The sequence below is a fragment of the Nocardia kruczakiae NBRC 101016 genome (assembly GCF_001612965.1).
Classification (GTDB): Bacteria; Actinomycetota; Actinomycetes; order Mycobacteriales; family Mycobacteriaceae; genus Nocardia; species Nocardia kruczakiae.
Genome location: NZ_BDBL01000064.1, coordinates 14678 through 36713 on the forward strand (window position 1 = coordinate 14678; position 22036 = coordinate 36713).

The 22036-nt window shown below is 68.5% G+C and carries 22 protein-coding genes and 2 pseudogenes; 10 read left to right on the forward strand and 14 right to left on the reverse strand.

Annotated elements, in window-relative coordinates; genetic code table 11:
• Positions 1 to 356 precede the first annotated feature (356 nt).
• Both rpsO and NK1_RS31115 read right to left on the reverse strand, forming a co-directional pair.
• Complete coding sequence (gene rpsO, locus NK1_RS31110) at positions 357 to 626, reverse strand: 30S ribosomal protein S15 (RefSeq protein WP_036503331.1); 270 nt, start codon at positions 624 to 626, stop codon at positions 357 to 359.
• Between the two features lie 160 nt (positions 627 to 786).
• A complete protein-coding gene (locus NK1_RS31115; RefSeq protein ID WP_063014526.1) occupies positions 787 to 1770 on the reverse strand; it encodes a bifunctional riboflavin kinase/FAD synthetase in 984 nt (327 codons plus the stop codon).
• A gap of 386 nt (positions 1771 to 2156) precedes the next feature.
• On the opposite strand from NK1_RS31115, the gene NK1_RS31120 reads away from it, so the two are divergent.
• Positions 2157 to 2819 carry a metal-dependent transcriptional regulator gene (locus tag NK1_RS31120; RefSeq protein ID WP_051042822.1) on the forward strand — a complete coding sequence of 221 codons (663 nt, stop codon included), beginning with the start codon at positions 2157 to 2159 and terminating at the stop codon, positions 2817 to 2819.
• A gap of 6 nt (positions 2820 to 2825) precedes the next feature.
• Here the strand turns inward: NK1_RS31120 and NK1_RS31125 are convergent, their stop codons facing one another.
• Both NK1_RS31125 and NK1_RS31130 read right to left on the reverse strand, forming a co-directional pair.
• Positions 2826 to 3887: a tartrate dehydrogenase gene (locus NK1_RS31125; protein WP_063014528.1), complete on the reverse strand. Its 1062-nt coding sequence runs from the start codon at positions 3885 to 3887 to the stop codon at positions 2826 to 2828.
• Positions 3887 to 5361: pseudogene (locus tag NK1_RS31130) on the reverse strand (NAD-dependent succinate-semialdehyde dehydrogenase). The gene NK1_RS31125 and the pseudogene NK1_RS31130 overlap by 1 nt, the downstream one beginning before the upstream one ends.
• Positions 5362 to 5510: 149 nt before the next feature.
• Here NK1_RS31130 and NK1_RS31135 point away from each other — a divergent pair.
• The 4 genes from NK1_RS31135 (at position 5511) to NK1_RS31150 (ending at position 8278) form a co-directional block, all read left to right on the forward strand.
• A complete protein-coding gene (locus tag NK1_RS31135) occupies positions 5511 to 6752 on the forward strand; it encodes an aspartate aminotransferase family protein (RefSeq protein WP_063014530.1) in 1242 nt (413 codons plus the stop codon).
• A gap of 36 nt (positions 6753 to 6788) precedes the next feature.
• Entirely contained in the window at positions 6789 to 7304 is a 516-nt protein-coding gene (locus tag NK1_RS31140) for a DUF3830 family protein (protein ID WP_063014532.1), read from the forward strand.
• A 154-nt stretch (positions 7305 to 7458) separates the two neighbouring features.
• A complete protein-coding gene (locus NK1_RS31145; protein ID WP_063014534.1) occupies positions 7459 to 7926 on the forward strand; it encodes a hypothetical protein in 468 nt (155 codons plus the stop codon).
• Positions 7913 to 8278 carry a hypothetical protein gene (locus NK1_RS31150; protein WP_063014536.1) on the forward strand — a complete coding sequence of 122 codons (366 nt, stop codon included), beginning with the start codon at positions 7913 to 7915 and terminating at the stop codon, positions 8276 to 8278. The genes NK1_RS31145 and NK1_RS31150 overlap by 14 nt, the downstream gene beginning before the upstream one ends.
• A gap of 113 nt (positions 8279 to 8391) precedes the next feature.
• Here NK1_RS31150 and NK1_RS31155 read toward each other — a convergent pair whose 3' ends face one another.
• Together NK1_RS31155 and NK1_RS31160 are read right to left on the reverse strand one after the other, a co-directional pair.
• Entirely contained in the window at positions 8392 to 9783 is a 1392-nt protein-coding gene (locus tag NK1_RS31155) for an amidase (RefSeq protein WP_245660958.1), read from the reverse strand.
• 11 nt (positions 9784 to 9794) lie between these two features.
• Positions 9795 to 10760, reverse strand: a complete 966-nt coding sequence (locus NK1_RS31160; protein ID WP_063014538.1) for a D-2-hydroxyacid dehydrogenase — start codon at positions 10758 to 10760, stop codon at positions 9795 to 9797.
• An 85-nt stretch (positions 10761 to 10845) separates the two neighbouring features.
• Between NK1_RS31160 and NK1_RS31165 the strand changes: the two genes are divergently transcribed.
• From NK1_RS31165 to NK1_RS31175, 3 genes are read left to right on the forward strand one after another with little or no spacing between them, the layout of a single operon-like run.
• A complete protein-coding gene (locus NK1_RS31165) occupies positions 10846 to 11586 on the forward strand; it encodes a maleate cis-trans isomerase family protein (protein WP_063014540.1) in 741 nt (246 codons plus the stop codon).
• An 8-nt stretch (positions 11587 to 11594) separates the two neighbouring features.
• Complete coding sequence (locus tag NK1_RS31170) at positions 11595 to 12341, forward strand: maleate cis-trans isomerase family protein (RefSeq protein WP_245660959.1); 747 nt, start codon at positions 11595 to 11597, stop codon at positions 12339 to 12341.
• A complete protein-coding gene (locus tag NK1_RS31175; RefSeq protein ID WP_063014542.1) occupies positions 12328 to 13002 on the forward strand; it encodes a GntR family transcriptional regulator in 675 nt (224 codons plus the stop codon). Before NK1_RS31170 ends, NK1_RS31175 begins: the two co-directional genes overlap by 14 nt.
• 8 nt (positions 13003 to 13010) lie before the next feature.
• On the opposite strand, the gene truB is transcribed toward NK1_RS31175, so the two are convergent.
• On the reverse strand, positions 13011 to 13934 hold the full coding sequence (gene truB, locus NK1_RS31180) for a tRNA pseudouridine(55) synthase TruB (RefSeq protein WP_063014545.1): 924 nt from the start codon (positions 13932 to 13934) through the stop codon (positions 13011 to 13013).
• A complete protein-coding gene (npt, locus tag NK1_RS31185) occupies positions 13934 to 14572 on the reverse strand; it encodes a 4'-phosphopantetheinyl transferase Npt (protein ID WP_281189208.1) in 639 nt (212 codons plus the stop codon). The genes truB and npt overlap by 1 nt, the downstream gene beginning before the upstream one ends.
• Positions 14573 to 14762: 190 nt before the next feature.
• On the opposite strand from npt, the gene NK1_RS31190 reads away from it, so the two are divergent.
• On the forward strand, positions 14763 to 15263 hold the full coding sequence (locus tag NK1_RS31190) for a GNAT family N-acetyltransferase (RefSeq protein ID WP_063014547.1): 501 nt from the start codon (positions 14763 to 14765) through the stop codon (positions 15261 to 15263).
• Between the two features lie 75 nt (positions 15264 to 15338).
• Positions 15339 to 15569, forward strand: a complete 231-nt coding sequence (locus NK1_RS31195) for a DUF6374 family protein (RefSeq protein WP_063014549.1) — start codon at positions 15339 to 15341, stop codon at positions 15567 to 15569.
• 61 nt (positions 15570 to 15630) lie between these two features.
• Here NK1_RS31195 and NK1_RS31200 read toward each other — a convergent pair whose 3' ends face one another.
• From NK1_RS31200 to infB, 6 genes and pseudogenes are all read right to left on the reverse strand, one after another.
• Positions 15631 to 16590 (reverse strand): metallophosphoesterase family protein, encoded by a 960-nt coding sequence (locus NK1_RS31200; protein ID WP_157104536.1) that lies wholly within the window; start codon positions 16588 to 16590, stop codon positions 15631 to 15633.
• A 148-nt stretch (positions 16591 to 16738) separates the two neighbouring features.
• Complete coding sequence (locus NK1_RS31205; RefSeq protein ID WP_063014553.1) at positions 16739 to 18091, reverse strand: MATE family efflux transporter; 1353 nt, start codon at positions 18089 to 18091, stop codon at positions 16739 to 16741.
• Positions 18092 to 18093: 2 nt separating this feature from the next.
• Positions 18094 to 19110, reverse strand: coding sequence for a DHH family phosphoesterase (locus tag NK1_RS31210; RefSeq protein WP_063014555.1), 1017 nt, complete (start codon positions 19108 to 19110; stop codon positions 18094 to 18096).
• 82 nt (positions 19111 to 19192) lie between these two features.
• Positions 19193 to 19636: a 30S ribosome-binding factor RbfA gene (gene rbfA, locus NK1_RS31215; RefSeq protein ID WP_036503370.1), complete on the reverse strand. Its 444-nt coding sequence runs from the start codon at positions 19634 to 19636 to the stop codon at positions 19193 to 19195.
• 23 nt (positions 19637 to 19659) lie between these two features.
• Positions 19660 to 19949: pseudogene (locus tag NK1_RS31220) on the reverse strand (DUF503 domain-containing protein).
• Between the two features lie 100 nt (positions 19950 to 20049).
• The coding region (gene infB / locus NK1_RS31225; RefSeq protein WP_063014557.1) for a translation initiation factor IF-2 at positions 20050 to 22036 on the reverse strand (1987 nt) is incomplete at its 5' end.

The window sequence follows — 22036 nt, forward strand, 5'->3', positions numbered from 1 at the left end:
CGCGCTCCGGCTGGGTGTCCCTGCGCTGTTTCCCTGCCCGGAGGCAGCGGCTTCCCTGCACAGGGGCAGCCGTACCCGGGTTCGGGCGCGCGACAGCCCTCCTGGCTGCGGCGCGACACCCGGCCGATCCCCCATGGAACCGGCGACGCGGAGGCGGTCATCGATCGAAGCCCGCCGGCAACTCTCGCCGAAAGGCCACTACCGAAGACCGACGCCACGCGTGCGGGTGCATACGGCTGGTGCGGTGCCGATATACGACTAGCCGACGGGGAGATTCTATGCCTCCCCATCGGCTGCGCGTTAACTACCTGTGATTGTCAGCGCGTCTGTCTCGCGTCCGTGCGGGCGCGAACAGATCAACGCCGCAGTCCGAGCCGCTCGATCAGCGAACGGTAGCGCTCGATGTCCTTGTCCTGCAGGTACTTCGACAGCCGCCGGCGGCGACCGATCAGACCCAGCAGGCCGTGGCGGGTGTGGTGATCGTGCTTGTGCACCTTCAGGTGCTCGGTGAGGTCGGAGATCCGCTTGGACAGCAGCGCGATCTGGGCCTCCGGCGAACCGGTGTCCTTCTCGTGCAGGCCGTACTCCTTGAGGATGGCCGACTTCTGCTCGGTGGTCAGAGCCACGAAACACTCCTTGATTCTCAGTCCGCGCTCGAGGAAACCGGGAAATCCCGAGCGGGCGCCACCGCGGACCGCAGCAGACCCGACGAGCCAGCCTACCGGATCGGCGCAGCCGGACCGAATCGGGCCGGCCCGGCCGACCCGCCCCTTGCAGCGGAGTCGCTCAGCGCTGGGCTTCGCTCGCCTCGGCGGCGGCGAGCACCTGCCGCGTCTGCTCGACGTCCTCGCCCATGGCCCGGACCAGATCGTCGATCGAGTCGAAGCGACGCATCCCGCGCAGATGCCGGACGAAATCCACCGCCACATGCTGGCCGTACAGATCCGCCTCGGTGTCCAGGACGAAGGCCTCGACCGTGCGGGTGCGGCCGGAGAAGGTCGGATTGGTGCCCACCGAGATCGCGGCCATGGCCCGCTTGCCCGGACGCGTGACGCCGACCGTCTCACCGGCGGCCAGCACGGTGAACCACCCCGCGTACACACCATCGGCCGGGATCGCCGCATGCATCGGCGGAGCCACGTTGGCGGTCGGGAAGCCGAGTTCGCGACCGCGACCGTCGCCGTGGACCACGACACCCTCGACCCGGTGCGGGCGGCCGAGCGCGTCGGCCGCCGCGGCCATGTCACCGGCGTCGACGCAGGCGCGGATGTAGGTGGAGGAGAAGGTGACCGCGTGTTCGCCGACCAACTTCACGCCGTCGACCTCGAAACCGAACCGGCCGCCCAGCTCGCGCATGGTCTCCACGGTCCCGGCCGCCTTCTTGCCGAAGGTGAAGTTGTCGCCCACCACGACCTCGGCGACATGCAACTTCTCGACCAGCAGGTCGTGCACGTAGCGGCCCGGGGTGAGCTTCATGAAGTCCTGGGTGAACGGCATCACCAGGAACACATCGATACCGAGTTCCTCGACCAGTTCCGCGCGCCGGGTCAACGTGGTGAGCTGCGCCGGATGCGATCCGGGACGCACCACTTCCATGGGATGCGGGTCGAAGGTCATGAGAACCGAGGGAACACCGCGCACCGCAGCGGATTTCACCGCGCGGCTGATCAATTGGGCGTGACCGCGATGCACACCGTCGAACACGCCGATGGTGAGCACACACCGGCCCCAGTCCGGTGGCATTTCCTCGAGACTTCGCCATCTCTGCACACACCGAAGCCTACGCAAGCACGGTCACGAACCGGGATTCGGCGGGGCGGTTGTTCACCCGACCGTCACCCACCCGCGGCGGCCTGCGTGGTTACGCAGGCTGCCTCCTCCGGCCGCGTCGCTCCCGCTGTAGCTGATCGGCGGGGTGCGCGGCGGCCTGCGTGGTTACGCAGGCTGCCTCCTCCGGCCGCGTCGCTCCCCCGCTGTGCCCGATCGGCGGGGTCCGCGGCGGCCTGCGTGGTTACGCAGGCTGCCTCCTCCGGCCGCGTCGCTCCCCCCGCTAAGCTCGATACGTGCCCGGAAAACGTGATGTCGCCACCCGGCGTGAGCTGGCAGATTCCGCTGCGTCACAACCCGATGGGGGTGTGGCCGGGCGCGCGGCGAATGTGGCTCCCTCGCTGTCGTCGGTCGCTCAGGATTATCTGAAGGTGATCTGGAGTGCGCAGGAGTGGTCGCAGGAGAAGGTGTCGACCAAACTGCTGGCCGAGCGGATCGGGGTGTCGGCGTCGACGGTGTCGGAGGCGGTGCGCAAACTCGCCGACCAGGGCCTGGTCGAACACGCCCGCTACGGCGCCATCACCCTGACCGACAACGGCCGCCGCGCCGCCGTCGCCATGGTGCGCCGCCACCGGCTGATCGAAACGTTCCTGGTCAGCGAGCTCGGCTACGGCTGGGACGAGGTGCACGACGAGGCCGAAGTACTCGAGCACGCGGTGTCGGAGACGCTGGTCGAACGCATCGACGCCAAACTCGGCCATCCCGACCGCGATCCGCACGGCGATCCGATTCCCTCCGTCGACGGCGCGGTTCCCACGCCGCCCGCCCATCAGCTCAGCGACTTCCAGGCCGGACAGTCCGGCCGGGTGGCGCGCATCTCCGATTTCGATCCCGCCATGCTGCGGTATTTCGATTCCGTCGGCATCGCACTCGACACCGTGATCACCGTGGTGGAGCGGCGCGATTTCGCCGGCACCATCGCCGTGCGGATCGGCGAGCAGACCATCGACCTGGGCAGCCCTGCGGCAGAAGCGATCTGGCTGACATCCTGACCGCCCCTAGTGCGTGACGAGGGCCGCGGCGCGCTCGGCGATCGCGGTGCCGAGTTCGGCCGTGGTCGCGGTACCACCCAGATCCGGGGTGAGCACCTCCCCCGCAGCCAGCACATCGCAGACCGCGCGGTCGACGGCCGCGGCCGCCGCGGATTCGCCCAGGTGGTCGAGCATCATTGCGCCCGCGAGAATCTGCGCCACCGGATCGGCGATACCCATCCCCGCGATATCGGGCGCGCTGCCGTGCACCGCCTCGAACATCGAGGGCGCGTCGCGCTCGGGATTGATATTCCCCGACGGGGCGAGCCCGAGCCCTCCGGTCACGGCGGCGGCGAGGTCGGAGAGGATGTCGCCGAACAGATTCGAACCGACGATCACGTCGAGCCGATCCGGATGCAACACGATCTCGGCGGCCAGCGCGTCGACATGCATCTGCCGCGTCTCGACATCCGGATACTCGGCGGCGATCCGCTCGAACACGCTGTCCCAGTACGGCATCGAATGAATGAGGCCGTTGGATTTGGTGGCCGAGCACAGTCTGCGGTCGCGGCGGCGTGCCTGTTCGAAGGCATACCGGATGATGCGTTCACATCCGGTACGGGTGAATATCGATTCCTGAACCACGAATTCGTCGGGCCGCCCGGGGTTGTGCATTCCGCCGATCGCGGAATATTCGCCCTCGGAATTCTCCCGCACGATGAGAATGTCGAGATCGTCCGCGCCGCGCCCGCGCAACGCGGATTCGGTGCCGGGCAGCAGCCGGACCGGGCGCAGATTCACGTACTGCCCGAAGGCGCGGCGCAGCGGGATCAGCAGGCCCCACAGCGAAATATGGTCGGCGACACCGGGAAATCCCACGGCGCCGAGCAGAATCGCGTCGAAATCGGCGAGCTGCCGCGGACCGTCGTCGGGCATCATGGCGCCGGTGCGCAGATATTGCTCACAGGACCAGTCGAATTCGGTCCAGGCGATACCGGGCAGCACCGCGTCGAGAACCTTGACCGCCTCGGCCGTGACGTCCACGCCGATACCGTCGCCGGGAATGGTGGCAATGCGATACATCGGCATCACAGTGCCACACCGATGTATTTGGTCTCCAGGAATTCGTCGATGCCGCCGAAGCCGCCCTCGCGTCCGAGACCCGATTCCTTCACCCCGCCGAACGGCGCCGCGGGATTCGACACCACGCCCTGATTGAGTCCGACCATTCCGGTGTCGAGCGCCTCGCTGACCCGCAATCCGCGCCGCAGATTCTCCGTGAACACGTAGGCCACCAGTCCGTACGGGGTGTCGTCGGCGCGTTCGATCACCTCGTCCTCGGTGTCGAAGACCGTCAGACCCGCTACGGGGCCGAAGATTTCGGTGCCGAACATCGCGGCGTCGTCCGGGACGTCGGTCAGCACCGTGGGCGGATAGAAATATCCGCGCCCTTCGGCGGCGGTTCCACCGAGCAGGACGGTGGCGCCACGCCGACGCGCATCCGCGACCAGGTCCGACACCTTCGCCACCGCGGCGGCATCGATCAGCGGTCCGACCACCACGCCCGGGTCGGCGCCGCGTCCCATCGGCAGCGCCGCCATCCGCTCGGTAAAGCGGCGGGTGAATTTCTCGGCGATGCCGCGCTGCAGATAGATCCGGTTCGCCGCGGTGCAGGCCTGACCGATGTTGCGCATCTTCGCCGCGAGCGCCCCTTCGACCGCGGTGCCGAGATCGGCGTCGTCGAACACGATCAGGGGTGCGTTGCCGCCCAGTTCCATCGAGGTGCGCATGACCGATTTCGCGCACTGTTCCAGCAGGATCTTGCCGACCGCGGTCGATCCGGTGAACGACAGCTTGCGCGAGCGCGGGTCGGCGATCATCGCGCCGGTCACCGCCGCCGGATCGGAGGTGGTCACCACATTGACCACCCCGTCGGGAACACCTGCGGCGGAGAGCATTTCGGCGATCGCCAGGGTGCACAGCGGAGTCTGCTCGGCGGGTTTGACCACACATGTGCAGCCCGCGGCCAGCGCCGGGCCGATCTTGCGGGTCGCCATCGCCATCGGGAAATTCCACGGGGTGATCAGGATGCTCGGCCCGACCGGCCGGCGTGCCACCACGAAGCGGGATCCACCGGCGGGCGCCGGCATGTATCCGCCGTCCAGCCGCACCGCCTCCTCGGCGAACCAGCGGAAGAACTCGGCCGCGTACGCGACCTCGCCGCGCGCCTCGGCCAGTGGCTTGCCCATCTCGGCGGTGGCGATGCGGGGAGCCGCTCGGTGTCGTCGAGCAGCGCCCCGTGGGCGCGCATCAGAATCTCGGACCGGGTTCGTGCGGGCACATCCGCCCAGGCGGCCTGCGCCGCCGCGGCGGCGGCCAGCGCGGCGACGCCGTCCTCGGGCGCGGCATCGGCGACAGCCGTCAGCGTCTGCCCGGTGGCCGGATCCTCGACCGGCAGCCGCGCGGCGGTCTCGCGCCATCGGCCGCCGATGAACAGGCCGGTCGGCACGCTGTCGATCGCGGCGATCGTCGCCTCGTCCGATTCCGTCACGGTGTGCGTCATCGCTCGCCCCTCAGCTCGGAACAGCATCTCGGATCAGCGCTGTCATTGCCGTCACCAACGCGGCCATGTTATACACATTGTCAACAATCCGACAATAAGAATCCGGCCGTCGCACGCCGGATTTCCCCGTCGCCGGGAGGCGGATCACCATGACTGCACTTTCCCCCGTTCTCCGGCAGGCCACGCCGGTCACCGTCGATCACGGCGAGGGCTGCTACCTGTACGGCACCGACGGGCGCCGGTACCTCGACTTCACCGCCGGGATCGGCGTCACCAGCACCGGGCACTGTCATCCGCGGGTGGTGGAGGCCGCGCGCGAGCAGATCGGCAGCCTCATCCACGGCCAGTACACGACGGTCATGCACCGGCCGCTGCTCCGGCTGACCGAACGACTCGCCGATGTGCTTCCCGCGCATCTGAATTCGGTGTTCTTCGCCAATTCCGGAAGCGAAGCGGTGGAGGCGGCGCTGCGGCTGGCACGGCAGGCCACGGGCCGGCCTAACGTGGTGGTCTTCCACGGCGGCTTCCACGGCCGCACGGTCGCCGCCGCGACCATGACCACCTCCGGAACCCGGTTCTCGGCCGGCTTCAGCCCGCTCATGGGCGGCGTCCACGTGGCGCCGTTCCCCACCGCCTACCGTTACGGCTGGTCGGAGGAGGAGGCCACCGACTTCGCGCTGCGCGAGCTCGACTACATCCTGGCCACGCTCACCGCGCCCGACGAAACGGCGGCGTTCGTCGTCGAGCCGGTGCTCGGTGAGGGCGGCTACATCCCGGGCAACACCCGGTTCTTCCAGGGCCTGCGCGAACGCGCCGACCGGCACGGCATCCTGCTGATCTTCGACGAGATCCAGACCGGCTTCGGGCGCACCGGAAAGTTCTTCGGACATCAGCATTTCGACGTGCGGGCCGATGTCATCACCATCGCCAAGGGATTGGCGAGCGGATTCCCGTTGTCCGGAATCGCCGCGCCGCAGGAACTGATGGCCAAGGCTTGGCCCGGGTCCCAGGGCGGCACCTACGGCGGCAATGCCGTGGCGTGCGCGGCCGCGGTCGCCACGATCGACGTCATCGAATCGGAAGGGCTGGTGGACAACGCCGCCGCCCGCGGCACGCAACTGCTGGCCGGAGCGCGGGCCGCGGCCACCAAGGCGATCGGCGATGTGCGCGGCCTGGGACTGCTCGTCGGAAGCGAATTCACCACGGCCACAGGCGACCCCGACACCGCGACGGCTGCGGCCGCGCAGCAGCTGGCGGCGCAGCGTGGCCTGCTCCTGCTGACCTGCGGCGCCTACAGCAATGTCGTGCGGATGATCCCGCCGCTGATCGTGACAGCCGAACAGGTCGACGAGGCACTGGCGCTCTGGAACGGAGTCCTCGACGAGCTGTAGCGCCACACCGGCATCCGATCGGAACAGGAGATCCCGATGGCCCGATACCTCACCATCACCCTCACCAAGGCCGGCGTGCGCTGCCGGGCGCGACTACTGGACGACCAGGCGCCCCGCACCTGCGCGGCGGTCTGGGACGCCCTGCCCCAGGAGGGCGACGCGTTCCACGCCAAATACGCGCGCAACGAGGTGTACACCCTGGTGCCGCGCATCACGGCGGCCCCGCACCGCGAAAACCCCACGGTCACACCGATTCCCGGCGACGTCTGCCTGTTCGATTTCGAACCGTGGGAGATCGGCAATCCGGCCTACGGCTACGAACCCGGTTCGGCCGCGCACGCCGAACAGGGCGCCACCGACCTGGCCCTGTTCTACGACCGCAACAACCTGCTGATCAACGGCGATATGGGCTGGGTGCCCGGCAACGTCTTCGCGACCATCGAAGAGGGCCTGCCCGAACTGGCCGCGGCATGCAACGCGCTGTGGCTACGCGGCGTCGAGGGCGAAACCCTGTCCTTCACACGGTCTCTCGACGTAGGACAAGTAGTCTGACCCGAATCGCCGCGCCGGCAAACGATTTCGCTGCCGGCCGGAAAATCGATTGGCGAATCTCGTCGACAGTCCTACTCTGATCCCTATAGTCACCGCAGGGGGCAGTGACTATAAGGATCGGCACCGACTCGGTGCTCGATGGAGGGGACGCAAAGTGAAGATTCGTGCATTCGTCATGGCCGCGGCCGCACTGGCCGCCCCGATGGTGCTGTCCGCACCCAACCCGGTGGCCCACGCCTCGTCGCCCTGGGGCGCCTGTGGGATCAGGACGGACGAGTCGAAGGTGGTCACTACGTATGGCGATTGGAAACTGTTGTGCGGGAACAAGAATTACGGTTACCGCCATATCCAGGATAGGCATCAGGCCGAGTGGGAGGGGCTTGCGGACATCGAGGGCCGCAACTGGCGTGACATAGCCGATATGGCTATCGCGAAGGCACACGACGCCCCCGACTGGCATGGCCCACAAGGCTCCGGCAAGTACTGTTACACCGGCCAGATCTATTTGGTCAACCATGTCACCGGAGCGATCGTGAAGACGGTCCAGCCCACCGTGATCGTGGCCGAGAACGGGCAAGTGGTCACCGCCTTTCCTGGAGGAGCATGCCGTGGACAAGTCTGAGCCGAGTGCCGACGAACTCGTGGAGTCGGTGATTCGTGCCGGTGCGGAAGCCGGGTATCGGGTCGACCGGGATGAGGCGGGGCGATTGCGCATTACGGCGGTCCGTGAGGCGCCGGTCGACCCTGCCTTGGTATTCAGGGTGACCGACGGGGAGTTGCGCGATTACTACACCCGGTTGTCGGCGGAATCGGGTGGACCGTTGGGGGCCCGAACTCCGTGGGAGGCATGGATGCTCCTGATGTCTACCCATCTCGACGAGGCCGTTTACGAGGCAGGGCGGTTGGACGGTCCCGGCGTGATCGTGATCGGTGACACGGGTTTCCGCGCGGTGTCTCGGTCTACCACCGACTAGGAGCATCGGCGGCGAGAACTCGTCCGCTCACCTCGTCCGGGGCTCTCCACCCCGGCCGGTCCAGGCGCTGTGGTGGTGTCGCCGTCCACCTGGATAGCCCGCTCGCCTCAGGTTCAGCTAAGGACCAGTTCGGCGAAGCGGGCCAGGGCCAGAACGAAATCGTCGGAGTGGCGCGGGCCGACGATCTGCAATCCCACCGGCATCCCCGCCGCGGTCGTGCCCGCCGGAATGCTGATCGCGGGTTGCTGGGTGAGGTTGAACGGGTAGGTGAACGGCGTCCACTGCGGCCAGCTGTCCATCGAACTGCCCGGCGGCACATCGTATCCGGCCTCGAAGGCGGTGATCGGCATCGTCGGTGTGATCAGCACGTCGTAGACGGTGTGGAAGGCGCCCATGGCGATTCCGATCTCGGCGGCCACCGCGCGGGCGTTCAGATAGTCGACCGCGCCGAGCGCCAGACCGCGATCCCACATGGCCCCCAGTCCGGGATCGACGCGATCGCGCGAGCCCGGCGGGAAGGTCGACAGCAGGGTCGCCGCGCCGGCCGCCCACATCCGTTCGAACGCCTCCCGGGGATCGGCGAAGCCCGGATCCGCCTCCACCACCCGCAAGCCGGCCTCGTCCAGCTTCCGCACGGCCGCCGCGACGACCGCCGCGACCTCCGGATCCACCTGGGCGAAGCCGAGATTCGCCGAATAGCCGACCGTCGCGCCGCGCACCTCGCGCTGGAGCTCACCCCGGAAGGTCGTCAGCGGCGGTGCGCCCGCGGTCGGATCCCGCGGATCGGGCAGCGACAGGATGTCCATCAACAGCGCCACATCCTCCACCGTTCGGGCGATGGGCCCGGCATGTGCCAGCGGTCCGAACGGACTGGCCGGATACAGCGGGATGCGCCCGTGGGTGGGCTTGAAACCCACGACACCGCAGAACGACGCGGGAATCCGCACACTGCCGCCGCCGTCGGTGCCGATCGATACCGGCCCCATCCCGGCCGCGACCGCCACCGCCGAACCGCCGGAGGAACCGCCGGACGTCATCGCGGGATCCACCGGATTGCGGGTGATGCCGGTGAGCGCGCTGTCGGTCGTCGCCTTCCAGGCGAGTTCCGGCGTGGTGGTCTTGCCGAGGAAGACCAGCCCGTCCTCGCGCAGCCGCGCGGTCGCGGGGCTGTCGACCGGCCACGGCGCGTCCGGCCGGATGGAGGTCGAACCGCGCAGGGTGGGCCATCCCTGGGTGAGGAAGACGTCCTTGATCGAAATCGGCACGCCGTCGAGCAGGCCCTGCGCATGTCCGTGGTGCCAGCGGGCCTCGGATTCCTTGGCCTGGATCAACGCTCGCTCGGAATCGACCAGGCAGTAGGCGTTGAGGGCGTCGTCGCGCGCGGCGATCGCGTCCAGCGCCGCCTGCGTGGCCTCGACGGGAGACAACGCCCCGGCCGAATAGGCGGAGGCCAACTCGGCCGCGGTCATCGCCGCGGGGTCGGTCCCGGTTCCGGGGTGGGCCATCGTGACTCCCTTCAGCTGGGTACGTAACCCAGCTTCTTGTCGACCACATTCTGTAGGGGCTGACCGGTGATCCAGCGCTGGAAGTTGTCGGTGAACGCGGCGACGATCTCCGACCGCCAGCCGATGAAGTCGCCGCTGTTGTGCGGGGTGACAACCACATTCGGCAGATCCCACAGCGGATGACCGGCCGGCAGCGGTTCCGGATCGACCACGTCCAGCGCCGCACCGGCGAGCGCCCCACCGCGCAGCGCGGCGACCAGATCGTCGGTGACGACCGATTCCCCCCGGCCCACATTGATGAAACGCGCATGCGGTTTCATCGCCCCGAACGCGTGCGCGTCGAACAGATGCCGGGTCTGCGGCGTCAGCGGCGCCACGCAGATCACGTAGTCGGCGCCGGGTAGTTCGGCGTGCAGATCCGTTGCGACGGTACCGAAGTCGGGATCGTCGGTGCGGGCGGCGCGGCCGAGCCCGCGAACCCGCATCCCCGCGGCCCGCAGCAGGCGGGCGATGGCGCGCCCGATGGAGCCGGTGCCGACCACCAGCGCCGCGGCACCGGCGACGCGCTCGGATTCGCGATGGCGCCATTGATGGCGCTGCTGCAGACGCAGCGATTCGGGCAGATCCTTGGCGAAGGCGAGGATCTGTGCCAGTACGTATTCCGCGATGGGCTGATCGAACAGGCCGCGGGTGTTGGTCACCAGCACATCACTGTCGATCAGCTCGTCGAACATCACGGCATCGACGCCGGTGGCTCCCACATGAACCCAGCGCAACCGGTCGGCGCGATGCCAGGCGCCGGGCAGGGCGGTGCTCTGGAAGTCGTAGACGAACAACGCCTCGGCGCCGGGCAACGCGTCCGCGAGTTCCGCACCGTCGGCGAAGCGAACGCTGGCCTGCTGCGACACCGGACGCAGATATGCCGCGTCGGGCTCGACGCCGTCGTGCAGGACGGTGACAACTGGGCCCGCGTTCATATTGACAGGCTAAAAACCCATCGTATGCTTGTCAACAATCCGATTGTGTGCGGAGGTTCGTCGCCCGAACGCGAGAGGGGCCCTCGTGGAACTGAATTTTCCCGAGTTGGACGGACCTGTCGCGCAACGAGGTATCGGGATCATCGCGCCGTTCGACCTGGCGCTGGAGCGCGAACTGTGGCGGTGGGCGCCGCTGGAGGTGAGCCTGCATCTGGCGCGCACGCCGTACGAACCGGTGCCGGTCTCCCTCGAAATGGCCGAATTGGTCTCAGACGCAGCGCATCTCACCGCCGCCACCCGCAACGTCCTGCACGTCGAGCCCGAGGTCATCGCCTATCTGTGCACCTCGGGCAGCTTCATCAAGGGGCTGGGCTACGAACGGTCGCTGCGCGACACCATCTGCCGGGCCGGCGCCCGGGACGCGATCACCACCTCCGGCGCGCTGATCGAGGCGGTGCGCAAATTGGAGTTGTCCCGGCTCTCGGTCATCACACCCTACGACGACATCCTCACCGGGAAACTGCACGAGTTCCTGCACGAGGCCGGCTGCGAGGTGCTGAGGTCGGACCACCTCGGACTGGGCGGCGGCATCTGGAAGGTCGGCTACCGCACCATCGCCGAACGCATCATGGCCGCCGACGATCCCGCCGCCCAGGCCATCTTCGTCAGCTGCACCAACCTCCCCACCTACGACCTGGTCGAGCCGCTGGAACGACTTCTCGGCAAGCCGGTCCTGACCGCCAACCAACTGACCATGTGGGCCTGCCTGGGACGGATGAAACTGCCGATGATGGGTCCCGGCAAATGGCTGCAGAACGTTTTCTAGGAGGCGCTGTGCAACGGCTACCGACCGTCGGCTTCATCTACCCCGACCACGCCGCCGAGGACGAATATCCCTGGGCCGCGGCACAACTCGGCGTGGACCTGCGGGTCGCGCACATCTACGGCACCGATCTGCACGCGGTGCCGGAACTGCTCGACCTCGGCAGTCCGGAGAAGTTGCGCGAGGGTGCGCGACTGCTCGCGCCCTTCGAACCGCGGGCCGTGGTGTGGGCCTGCACCTCGGGCAGTTTCGTCTACGGCCCGCAGGGGGCCCGCGATCAGGTGGACCGGCTCGCCCGCGACTGCGGAGTTCCCGCGTCGAGTACCAGTTTCGCGTTCGTCGACGCGGTGCGCGCGATCGGTGTCCGCGACGTCGCGATATGCGCCAGCTATCCCGACGAGGTGGCCGCCCTGTTCGTGGACTTCCTCGCCGCGGCGGACATCCGGGTGGTCTCGATGTCGAGCGCCGGAATCGACACCGCCGCCGAAGTGGGCACCCTCACCCGGGAGCAGGTCCTGACGCTGGCGGCGGCGAACGATCATCCCGACGCCGAGGCGTTGCTCGTTCCCGATACCGCGATGCATACGATACAACTGCTTCCGGAGCTGGAATCAGCGCTCGGCAAGCCGGTACTCACCGCGAACCAGGTCACCGTCTGGCAGGGGCTGCGACTGGCGGAACTGCCCGCCGTGTCGCCGCCGTCCGGACCGGGGCTCGGGACGCTCTTCTCGGAAAGGCCGATTCATGTCGGTGATTGAGTTCGAACCCGTGAATCGGCAGTCCACGGCGGAAATGATCGCCGACCGGCTGCGCACGGCGATCATGCACGGCACGGTCGCGCCCGGAACCCAGCTGGTCGAGGCCGATCTGGCCACGCAATTCGACGTCTCCCGCGGACCGGTGCGCGAGGCCATGCAGCGACTGGTCTCGGAGGGGCTGCTGCACAGCGTGCGCCACCGCGGCATCTTCGTCATCGAACTGAGCCTCGCCGACGTCGTGGACATCTACCGGGCCCGCACCGCGATCGAGGGCGGCGCGCTGGATCTGATCCTGGACGGCCGCCGCGAGATCGCCTACGCGGCACTGGAATCCAGTGTCGCCGACATGCAGGCCTGCGCCGCGCGGGGTGATGCCACCGGCGTCACCGAGTCCGACCACGCCTTCCACCAGGCCCTGGTGACCAGCGCCGACAGTCCGCGCCTGGTGCGCGCGGCACGGACCCTCCTGATCGAGACGCGTATGTGCCTGGGCGCGTTGCAGACCACCTACACCGACCTCGGCGAGCAGGTCCGTGAACACATCGCCCTGCGCGAGGCGATCGCCGCCGGCCCGCCGGACCATGTTCGCGAATTGCTGGCCGGGCATATGCGCGATGCCGTCGAGCGACTCCGGGAGCAGGCCCGCGACGGCGACGAGTAGCCGCGGCCTCAGTCGATGAGCCCGCGCGGGCGCACCACGAAGACCGGCGAGGAGCGCTTGCCCTTCTCCTCCAGCAGGGCGATGGTCCGGCCGTCGGCGGTTGTGGCCGCGTGCACACCGCGCACGCCGACCGGGTCCAGCCAGCGACCGTCGCGCAGCGATTCGGCCTGGTCGGCATCGATCTCCCGATGCGGGAAGGCAAGGCGCACAGCGGCATCGACGTCGAGATTCAAGCTCGGATCGTCGGCGAGCTGATCCACGGTGCGGGCGTGTTCGAGCGTGAACGGACCGACCCGGGTGCGACGCAACGCGGTCAGATGTCCACCGACCCCCAGCGCGGTGCCGAGATCACGGGCCAAGGCACGGATGTAGGTGCCCGAAGAGCAGTCGACCTCGACGTCCAGATCGACGAATGCCGTTGCGCCGGTGTCGATATCGCGACGACCCAGAATGTCGAACCGGGAGACCGTGACCGGCCGGGCCGCCAGTTCCACCTGCTCGCCGGCCCGGGCGCGCGCGTACGCCCGTTCACCGTTGACCTTGATCGCGCTGACCGTCGAGGGCACCTGCTCGATATCGCCGGTGAGCGCGGCGACGGCGGCGGCGATATCGGCGTCGGCGACATGGCCGGCGGGGATGCTGGCCAGCACCTCCCCCTCGGCATCGTCGGTGACGGTGGCCTGGCCGAGGCGGACGGTCGCGGTATACGACTTGGTGGTCAGGCTCAGCAGGCCGAGCAGTTTGGTGGCGCGCTCGACACCGAGCACCAGCACGCCGGTGGCCATCGGGTCGAGGGTGCCGGCGTGACCGATCTTCCTGGTGCGCAGGATCTTCCGGCAGCGCGCGACCACGTCGTGGCTGGTCTGCCCGCCGTCCTTGTCGATGATGAGCAGGCCGCCGAGCGGATCCACGACCGCCTCGCGTTCGGCCATCAGCCGGCCACGATCGCGGTCAGGATCAGCCCGTCGGTGATCGTCCAGCGTCCGTCGAACGCGGTCAGCGGCGCCCCGCCGTCGACGGTCTGCCCGGGAACCAGCAACGCACTGTGGAAGGTGCCGGCGGTACCGGTGTCGTCGACGGTGAAGGTGATGTGGGCGTCCTCGAAACCGAGCCAGCGCTGCGTGAGCGGGAACCACGCCTTGTAGGTGGCCTCCTTCGCACAGAACAGCAGCCGGTCCATATGCAGTCCGGTGGCGGAGATCGCGCCGCGCAGCCAGTCCCGTTCGGCGGGCAGGCTCACCGAGTCCAGTACGCCTTCGGGCAGCGTGTCGTGCGGTTCGGCGTCGATGCCGACCGACCGCCAGCGCAGCCGATGCGCCAGCACGGCCGCCCGGTAACCGTCGCAGTGAGTGAGGCTGCCGACCACCCCGCGCGGGAACAGCGGCATCCCGCGCTCGCCCTTACCGATCGCCACCGGCGGCTCGCCGAGCTGGGCCAGCGCCAGCCGCGCACAGTGCCGGGCACCGATGAAATCGCGCCGCCGCTTCTCGACGGACTGCGCGATCAGATGTTCCTCACCGGGATGCGGTTTCAGATCCTCCGGATACCGCAACAGCTCCGCCGCGGCCACTCCCGCGGGCAGAATGCTGCCGATGACGCGCGCCTGTTCCTCGATGACCGCCTCCTGAGTCGACCCTGTCTGCGCTACGAGCCTAGCGGTGCGCGCGGTAGCCGGACTCGGCCAGCTCCGGGCAAGCGGCCTCGGCGGGGCCGGAAAACCGGATGATCCGTCGTGGGTGGCGCCCGTAGAGTCGCGCGGCATGTCTTATCGAGTCGCCACCGCCACGCCCGCCGACGAACCGCTGCTGTGGGCGATGCTGTTCGAAGCCGCCCATGCGGCCGAACAGCACATGACGTCCCCCGACCAGCTGCGCTCGGTGCCCGAACTCGCCCGCTACGTCGAGGGGTGGGGCCGCCCCGGTGATCTGGGGGTCGTCGGCGGGCCCGACGGCGGCGCGGGCGCTGCCTGGCTGCGGCTGTTTCCCGCCGACAACCCCGGCTACGGATACGTCGACGACGCGACACCCGAACTCGCGATCGGTGTGGCGCCCCAGCTGCGCGGCAGCGGGCTCGGCACCACCCTGCTGCGGCGCCTGCTGACCGACGCCCAACAGCGCTACGAGGCGGTGGGTCTCAGTGTGCGCCAGACCAATCCGGCGCTGCGTCTCTACGAGCGACTGGGCTTCGCCGTCGTCCCCGGCTCGCCGATCGTCAACCGGGCCGGTACGACGAGCGTGACCATGGTGCGTCGCTTCCGCTGAGCCGGCGGGGCGTGCGCCTGTCGCACACCCAGGCGGGTATCGAAAGTATGTTCGAAGTGGAGTAGTCTCGCGCGCATGGAGCTCACGCCGCTGGAGTACGCACGACTGAACCTGGAACAGGTACGAGCCCAGCTCGTGGACGCGGCGGCCTTCGACAAGGCGCTGACGCCCGATGAGCTCGAGCGGGCCGCGTGGAAGATCCGCGAGGGGCTGCGGATATACCGCGAGTACACCGAATCGCCCCGCGCGGGCCGCCCGGGGAGCGCATGCGTGGACTACCGGGGAGCGCACCGGCGGCCGTGGTGACGCGCCGTTCCTCGCACCGCGCCGCGATGTGTCGGCGTGGGTCAGCGGCTGCGCTGCCAGGTCAGCGCACGCCGCGGCGGCGGTCGGCGAGGCGGCGCATCTCCGCGGCGGCTTCCCGCATCTCCGGAGTGATCTTGAAGTGGCCACCCCATTCGTTGAGGTCGTCGGGGCCGTATTCGGGGGCGGGCAGGATCTGGCGCAGCAGTTTGTCCGGGAGCCCGCGGCGCTGCCATTCGCGCGGATAGCCGAGGGAGACCTCCTCGAACCGGACTCCGTCGTAGAAGGTGGTGCGAGGAATGTGCAGGTGGCCGTAGACCGAGCACACGACGTTGTAGCGGGTGTGCCAGTCGGCGGTGTCCTCGGTGCCGCACCACAATGAGAACTCCGGATAGAACAGCATCCGGGTGGGTTCGCGCAGCATCGGGAAGTGATTGATCAGCACCACCGCGGTGTCGGGCTCCAGCGCGTCGAGGCGGCGCCTGCTGTACTGGACGCGGGCCCGGCACCAGGCGTCGCGTGTCAGATAGGGGTCGCTGGCCAGCAGGAATTCGTCGGTGGCGACCACATTGCGGTCCCGGGCGATGGTCAGGGCCTCGGCCTTGGTGTTCGCGCCCTCGGGCATCCACGAATAGTCGTAGAGGATGAACAGCGGCGCGATCGTCACCCGTCCGCCGTACTGTTCGGCGCCCGCGCCCTCCCAGACCGGGAACTCGTCCTCCGGGGTCACCACATCGAGGTCGCGGCACAGGGCGACCAGATAGTCGTAGCGGGGAGCGCCCTTGATCTGCACGGGATCCTTGGTGGTCGTCCACAATTCGTGATTGCCCGGAACCCAGATCACCTTGGCGAAGCGTTCGCGCAGGGTGCGCAGCGCCCAGCGGATGTCGTCGGTCTTCTCCCCCACGTCGCCGGCGACGATCAGCCAGTCTTCCGGCGAGTCCGCGCGGATCTGCTCGACCACCGGTTTGTTCCCCTGATGACCGACATGGATATCGCTCACCGCCATCAACTTAGGCATCACCGTTCCACCATCCCATGATCATCGTCGTGCCAGCACACCCGGCCCTCGCGTGCGGGCATACCCGGCGGCGGATCCGCGCACACCGTCCGCAGCGCGTCCGTCGGGTACCGGCCACCCTCCCCGAATACGGCGCCGCGTGGGGGTTCGGTCATACCGGCCGCGGGATCTCGCTACCGACTCGAGCCCAGCGCCCCGACAGTGCCCGCCAGCTCACCGCAAGCAGGCGCAGCAGGATGAAGGCGCTCAGCCCGGACCAGATCCCGGCGATACCCCAGTCGAAGCTCAGCGACAACCAGATGGCGGGCAGGAAACCCAGCAGCGCCGCGGCCATCGTCGTGTTGCGCAGATACGAGGCGTCGCCCGCGCCCAGCAATACGCCGTCGAGCGCGAAGACCACCCCGGCGGCGGGAATGAGTGGCACGAAGAACCACCAGATGACATGCACCCGGTCCAGGACCGCCGGATCGTCGGTGAACACCTGGGGGATGACGGTGTACCCAGCGGCGAAAATCACCGCGAGCACCACCGCGAAGACGGTGGACCACAGTGTGATCCGGCGCGCCAGCACGCGCGCGCCGGAGGCGTCACCGGAGCCCAGCGCCGCGCCGGTGAGGGTCTGCGCCGCGATGGCCAGCGAATCCAGCGTCAGGGCAAGGAAATTCCACAACTGCAGCACGAGCTGATGGGCGGCCACCGAGGCGGCGCCGAACCGGGCGGCGACCGCGCCGGCGGAGACGAAACAGGCCTGGAACGCCAGACTCCGGACGATCAGATCCCGGCCGAGCACCAGCTGCGCGCGCATGACCCGCGGATGCGGGCGCAGCGGCACCCGCCGGCGCATCAGCGCGGCCACGAACAATCCGCCCGAGACCATCTGCCCGGCCACATTGGCCACTGCCGAGCCGGCCAGTTCCATCCGGGGCGCGCCCAGCAGGCCGTGCACCAGCAGCGGACACAGCAGAGCCGAGACAACCAGTCCCGCAATCACATACACCAACGGCCGACGCGTCTGCTGCACACCGCGCAACCAGCCGTTACCGGCCATGGTCAGCAGGATCAACGGAACCCCGAACAGCGCGATCCGCAACCAGCGCAACGCCTCGTCCGCGATATCGTCGCCACCGGCGATCACATCCACGACCGGTCGTGCGAACACCTGCAGCACAACCACGATCGTCAGGCCGGCCGCCCCGGCGAGCCAACTCGCCTGCACCCCTTCGGCAATCGCGCCGCGTTCGTCACCGGCGCCGTGGCGGCGCGCGGAGCGGGCGGTGGTCCCGTAACTCAGGAACGTCAACTGCGTGCTGACCTGTCCGAGTATCAGACCGCCCACGGCGAGGCCCGCGAGCGCCAGCGCCCCCAGCCGGCCCACCACCGCCATATCGAACAGCAGGTAGATCGGTTCGGCGACAAGCACTCCCAGCGTCGGGATCGCGATGCCGAGAATGCGGCGCGGACCCGCATCGTGAACGGTAGAGCTGCCGACGGCGTCCACCGCCATGGTCAGCTCTCCCGGCCGAGCGCCAATTCCGCGAGCAGATCGCCCACCACGTTCTCGGCGGTGCCGTGAGTGGTGTAGCCGGCGGCGTAACGGTGGCCGCCCCCGCCCAGACCGGTCGCGACGCGGGCGACGTCGACGGCATCGCCGGTGCCCACACCGCTGTCGCGCGAGCGCAGCGATACCGTCCAGCAGCCGGCATCGGTGCGCGATTGTTTGAATACCGCCGCGACATCCGCCTCGGCGGTGGTGCGGACGACGTCGATGACGCTTTCCACCTCCTCCGACCGCAATCCGTCGGAGTCGTCACTGTGGACGAAGGCGTAGACGAGGCCGGCGCCACCGGCCGCTCGCGGTTCCAGCCGCGCCGATCCGAGCACCCGCGACAACATCGGCAACCAGCCGAAGGGATGGGTGTCCATCAGCGTGCGCGTGATTCCCGCCCCGTCGATTCCGGTGGCCAGCAAACGATCGGCTAGCAGATGCGTGCCCGGGCCGCCCCAGCGAAAACACCCCGTGTCGGTGACCAGACCGGCGAACAGGCAGTGCGCGATATCCCGGTCGATCTCCTCGCCCCAGGCATCGAACAGGCGCGCCAGCACACTGGTGGTGGACTCCGCGGTCTCGTCGATCAGGTTCACATCGCCGAAGCGGGTGTTGGAGCGATGGTGGTCGATCACGACAGTGGTTGCGGCGCCGTCGATTCGGTCCGCGAGCGCGCCGAGGCGCCCGACGCTGCCGCAGTCGACGGTGACCAGCACATCCACCCGCGCCGCGACCTGTTCGGCCGGCACCAGATACTCCACGCCCGGCAGCGAGCGCATCGATGCCGGAAGTTCGGCCGGCTCGGCGAACGACACCTGCACCGGCACCCCGCGCCGATGCAGCACCTGCGCCAGCGCCAGCCCACTGCCGACGGTGTCGGCGTCCGGCTGCACATGACACAGCACGGTCACCGATCGCGCGGCCGCCAATACCTCGACGGCCGCGGCCGGATCCGCCGACGACGTCACAGCTGTCATCTCCAAGCTCGATTCTCCGGCGAGAGAACCGGGGCACCGCCTCGCGAACCCGGCCCCTCCACCGCATCGACCGCCGTGGCGGTCAGTCTTCCTCGTCGGGGTCGGGTTTGTAGGGATCGGCGTCGCCGGCATGGGTGGCATTGGCCGCGACCTGCGCCACCTTCTCGTCGGCCGCACGTGCCTTCGCCAGCAGCTGTTCCATCTCGCGCGCCGCATCCGGCACGGTGTCGAGGACGAAACTCAGCGACGGCGTGAACTTGATCCCGGTGGCCGCGCCCACCTTGGAGCGCAGCACCCCCTTGGCCTTCTCCAGTCCGGCCGCGGCGCCCGCGAAATCCGGTTCGGCGGCGAGGGTTTCACCCATCACCGTGTAATAGACGGTCGCCTCCCGCAGGTCACCGGTCACCTTGGCATCGGTGACGGTGACGAAACGCAGCCGCGGATCCTTGATCTCGTATTCGATCGCCGTCCCGACGATCGTGACGATCCGCTTCGCGAGTCGGCGTGCCCTGGCCTGATCCACCATGGCGGGCCCTCCTCACTTGTCATTCAGTCTTCGGGTCCGAAGATGCGGCGGCGTACTGCCAGCAACTGTAACTCCGGACGGGCCGCCACGTGGCGTTCACACTTGTCCAGCACCGCTGTGAGATGTCCATCTCGGAGCTGACCAGCGCGACGCCCAACTGTGAGCGGCGGTGTTGATCGTGATCCCCGCCCTCGACCGCGCTGACGCCGAAGCGCTGCAGTTCGGCCAGTATCGGGCGGATCACCGACCGCTTTTCCTTCAACGAGTGCACATCGCCGAGCAGGATGTCGAACTCCAATGCACCGACGAACAACGGCTCACCTCTTCACATGTCGCGACGAGCGCCCCGCGAAGCGAACGTCACGTTCGGTCGATGTCTGCACCGAACGTGACGTTCGTTCACTGTGGACGACTCAGTCGCGCGGCTTCTCCCGAAGCTCGTAGGCCTCGATGATGTCGCCTTCCTTGATGTCGTTGTAGCCCAACGTCATACCGCACTCGAAGCCCTCGCGGACCTCGGTGGCGTCGTCCTTCTCGCGGCGCAGCGACTGGATCGTCGTATCGGCGATCACCACGCTGTCGCGCAGCAGGCGGGCCTTGGCGTTGCGCTTGACCGTCCCGGAGGTGATCATGCAGCCGGCGATGTTGCCGAACTTCGAGGAGCGGAACACCGCGCGGATCTCGGCGCGACCCAGTTCGGCCTCTTCGTAGATCGGCTTGAGCATGCCCTTGAGGGCCTTCTCGATCTCGTCGATGGCCTGGTAGATCACCGAGTAGTAGCGGATGTCCACACCCTCGCGGTTGGCGAGTTCGGTGGCCTTGCCCTCGGCCCGGACGTTGAACCCGATGATGATCGCGTTCGACGCCGAGGCCAGGTTGACGTTGGTCTCGGTGACACCACCGACACCGCGGTCGATGACCCGCAGCCGGACCTCGTCGCTGATCTCGATGCCGAGCAGCGCCTCTTCGAGGGCCTCGACCGTACCGGAGTTGTCGCCCTTGAGGATCAGGTTGAGCTCCGACGTCTCCTTCAGAGCGGCATCCAGATCTTCCAGGCTGATCCGCTTGCGGCTGCGCGCGGCCAGAGCGTTGCGCTTGCGCGCGTTGCGCCGGTCGGCGATCTGGCGGGCGATGCGGTCCTCCTCGACGACGAGCAGGTTGTCGCCCGCGCCCGGCACCGAGGTGAAACCGATGACCTGCACCGGACGCGACGGCAGCGCCGCGTCCACATCCTCGCCGTGTTCGTCGACCATGCGGCGGACGCGACCGTAGGCGTCACCGGCCACGATCGAGTCACCGACGCGCAAGGTACCGCGCTGCACCAGCACGGTGGCCACCGGACCACGGCCGCGGTCCAGATGCGCCTCGATGGCGACACCCTGGGCGTCCATATCCGGGTTGGCCCGCAGGTCCAGTGCGGCGTCCGCGGTCAGCACCACGGCCTCGAGCAGGGCTTCGATATTGGTGCCCTGACGCGCCGAGATGTTGACGAACATGGTGTCGCCGCCGTACTCCTCGGCCACCAGGTTGTATTCGGTGAGCTGCTGGCGGACCTTCTCCGGGTTCGCGCCTTCCTTGTCGATCTTGTTGACCGCCACCACGATCGGCACGTCCGCGGCCTGCGCGTGGTTGATGGCCTCCACCGTCTGCGGCATGACGCCGTCGTCGGCGGCGACCACGAGGATCGCGATGTCGGTGGCCTTGGCACCACGGGCACGCATGGCGGTGAACGCCTCGTGACCCGGGGTGTCGATGAAGGTGATCAGGCGCTCTTCGTCGTTGACGTTGGTGAGGACCTGGTAGGCACCGATGTGCTGGGTGATACCGCCGGCCTCGCCCTCGCGGACGTTGGTCTTGCGGATCGTGTCCAGCAGTCGGGTCTTACCGTGGTCGACGTGACCCATGACGGTCACGACCGGCGGGCGGACCTGCAGGTCCTCCTCGTCGCCCTCGTCCTCGCCGTAGCTGAGGTCGAAGCTCTCCAGCAGCTCGCGGTCCTCGTCCTCGGGCGAGACCACGTGCACGACGTAGTTCATCTCGCCGCCGAGCAGCTCGAAGATCTCGTCGTTCACCGACTGGGTCGCGGTGACCATCTCACCGAGGTTGAACAGCACCTGCACCAGCGAGGCCGGGTTGGCGTTGATCTTCTCGGCGAAGTCCGACAGCGAGGCGCCGCGAGCAAGACGGATGATCTCGCCGTTGCCGCGGGGCAGCCGCACACCGCCGACCGACGGTGCCTGCATGTTCTCGTATTCGGCGCGTTTCGCCCGCTTCGACTTGCGGCCCTTGCGGGGGGCGCCACCGGGACGGCCGAAGGCACCCGCGGCACCGCCGCGACCGCCGCCACCGCCCGGACGACCACCGCCGCCACCGGGACGACCGCGGAAACCACCGGCCACG

What these genes read in the sequence shown, in the direction of transcription:
- NK1_RS31205 (WP_063014553.1), bottom strand. Translation starts at nt 18,091, where the DNA reads ATGGCGGTGGACGCCGTCGGCAGCTCTACCGTTCACGATGCGGGTCCG.
- NK1_RS31190 (WP_063014547.1), top strand. Translation starts at nt 14,763, where the DNA reads ATGTCTTATCGAGTCGCCACCGCCACGCCCGCCGACGAACCGCTGCTG.
- NK1_RS31125 (WP_063014528.1), bottom strand. Translation starts at nt 3,887, where the DNA reads ATGCCGATGTATCGCATTGCCACCATTCCCGGCGACGGTATCGGCGTG.
- NK1_RS31210 (WP_063014555.1), bottom strand. Translation starts at nt 19,110, where the DNA reads ATGACAGCTGTGACGTCGTCGGCGGATCCGGCCGCGGCCGTCGAGGTA.
- NK1_RS31195 (WP_063014549.1), top strand. Translation starts at nt 15,339, where the DNA reads ATGGAGCTCACGCCGCTGGAGTACGCACGACTGAACCTGGAACAGGTA.
- NK1_RS31175 (WP_063014542.1), top strand. Translation starts at nt 12,328, where the DNA reads ATGTCGGTGATTGAGTTCGAACCCGTGAATCGGCAGTCCACGGCGGAA.
- rbfA (WP_036503370.1), bottom strand. Translation starts at nt 19,636, where the DNA reads ATGGTGGATCAGGCCAGGGCACGCCGACTCGCGAAGCGGATCGTCACG.
- NK1_RS31160 (WP_063014538.1), bottom strand. Translation starts at nt 10,760, where the DNA reads ATGAACGCGGGCCCAGTTGTCACCGTCCTGCACGACGGCGTCGAGCCC.
- NK1_RS31155 (WP_245660958.1), bottom strand. Translation starts at nt 9,783, where the DNA reads ATGGCCCACCCCGGAACCGGGACCGACCCCGCGGCGATGACCGCGGCC.
- NK1_RS31135 (WP_063014530.1), top strand. Translation starts at nt 5,511, where the DNA reads ATGACTGCACTTTCCCCCGTTCTCCGGCAGGCCACGCCGGTCACCGTC.
- NK1_RS31140 (WP_063014532.1), top strand. Translation starts at nt 6,789, where the DNA reads ATGGCCCGATACCTCACCATCACCCTCACCAAGGCCGGCGTGCGCTGC.
- truB (WP_063014545.1), bottom strand. Translation starts at nt 13,934, where the DNA reads ATGGCCGAACGCGAGGCGGTCGTGGATCCGCTCGGCGGCCTGCTCATC.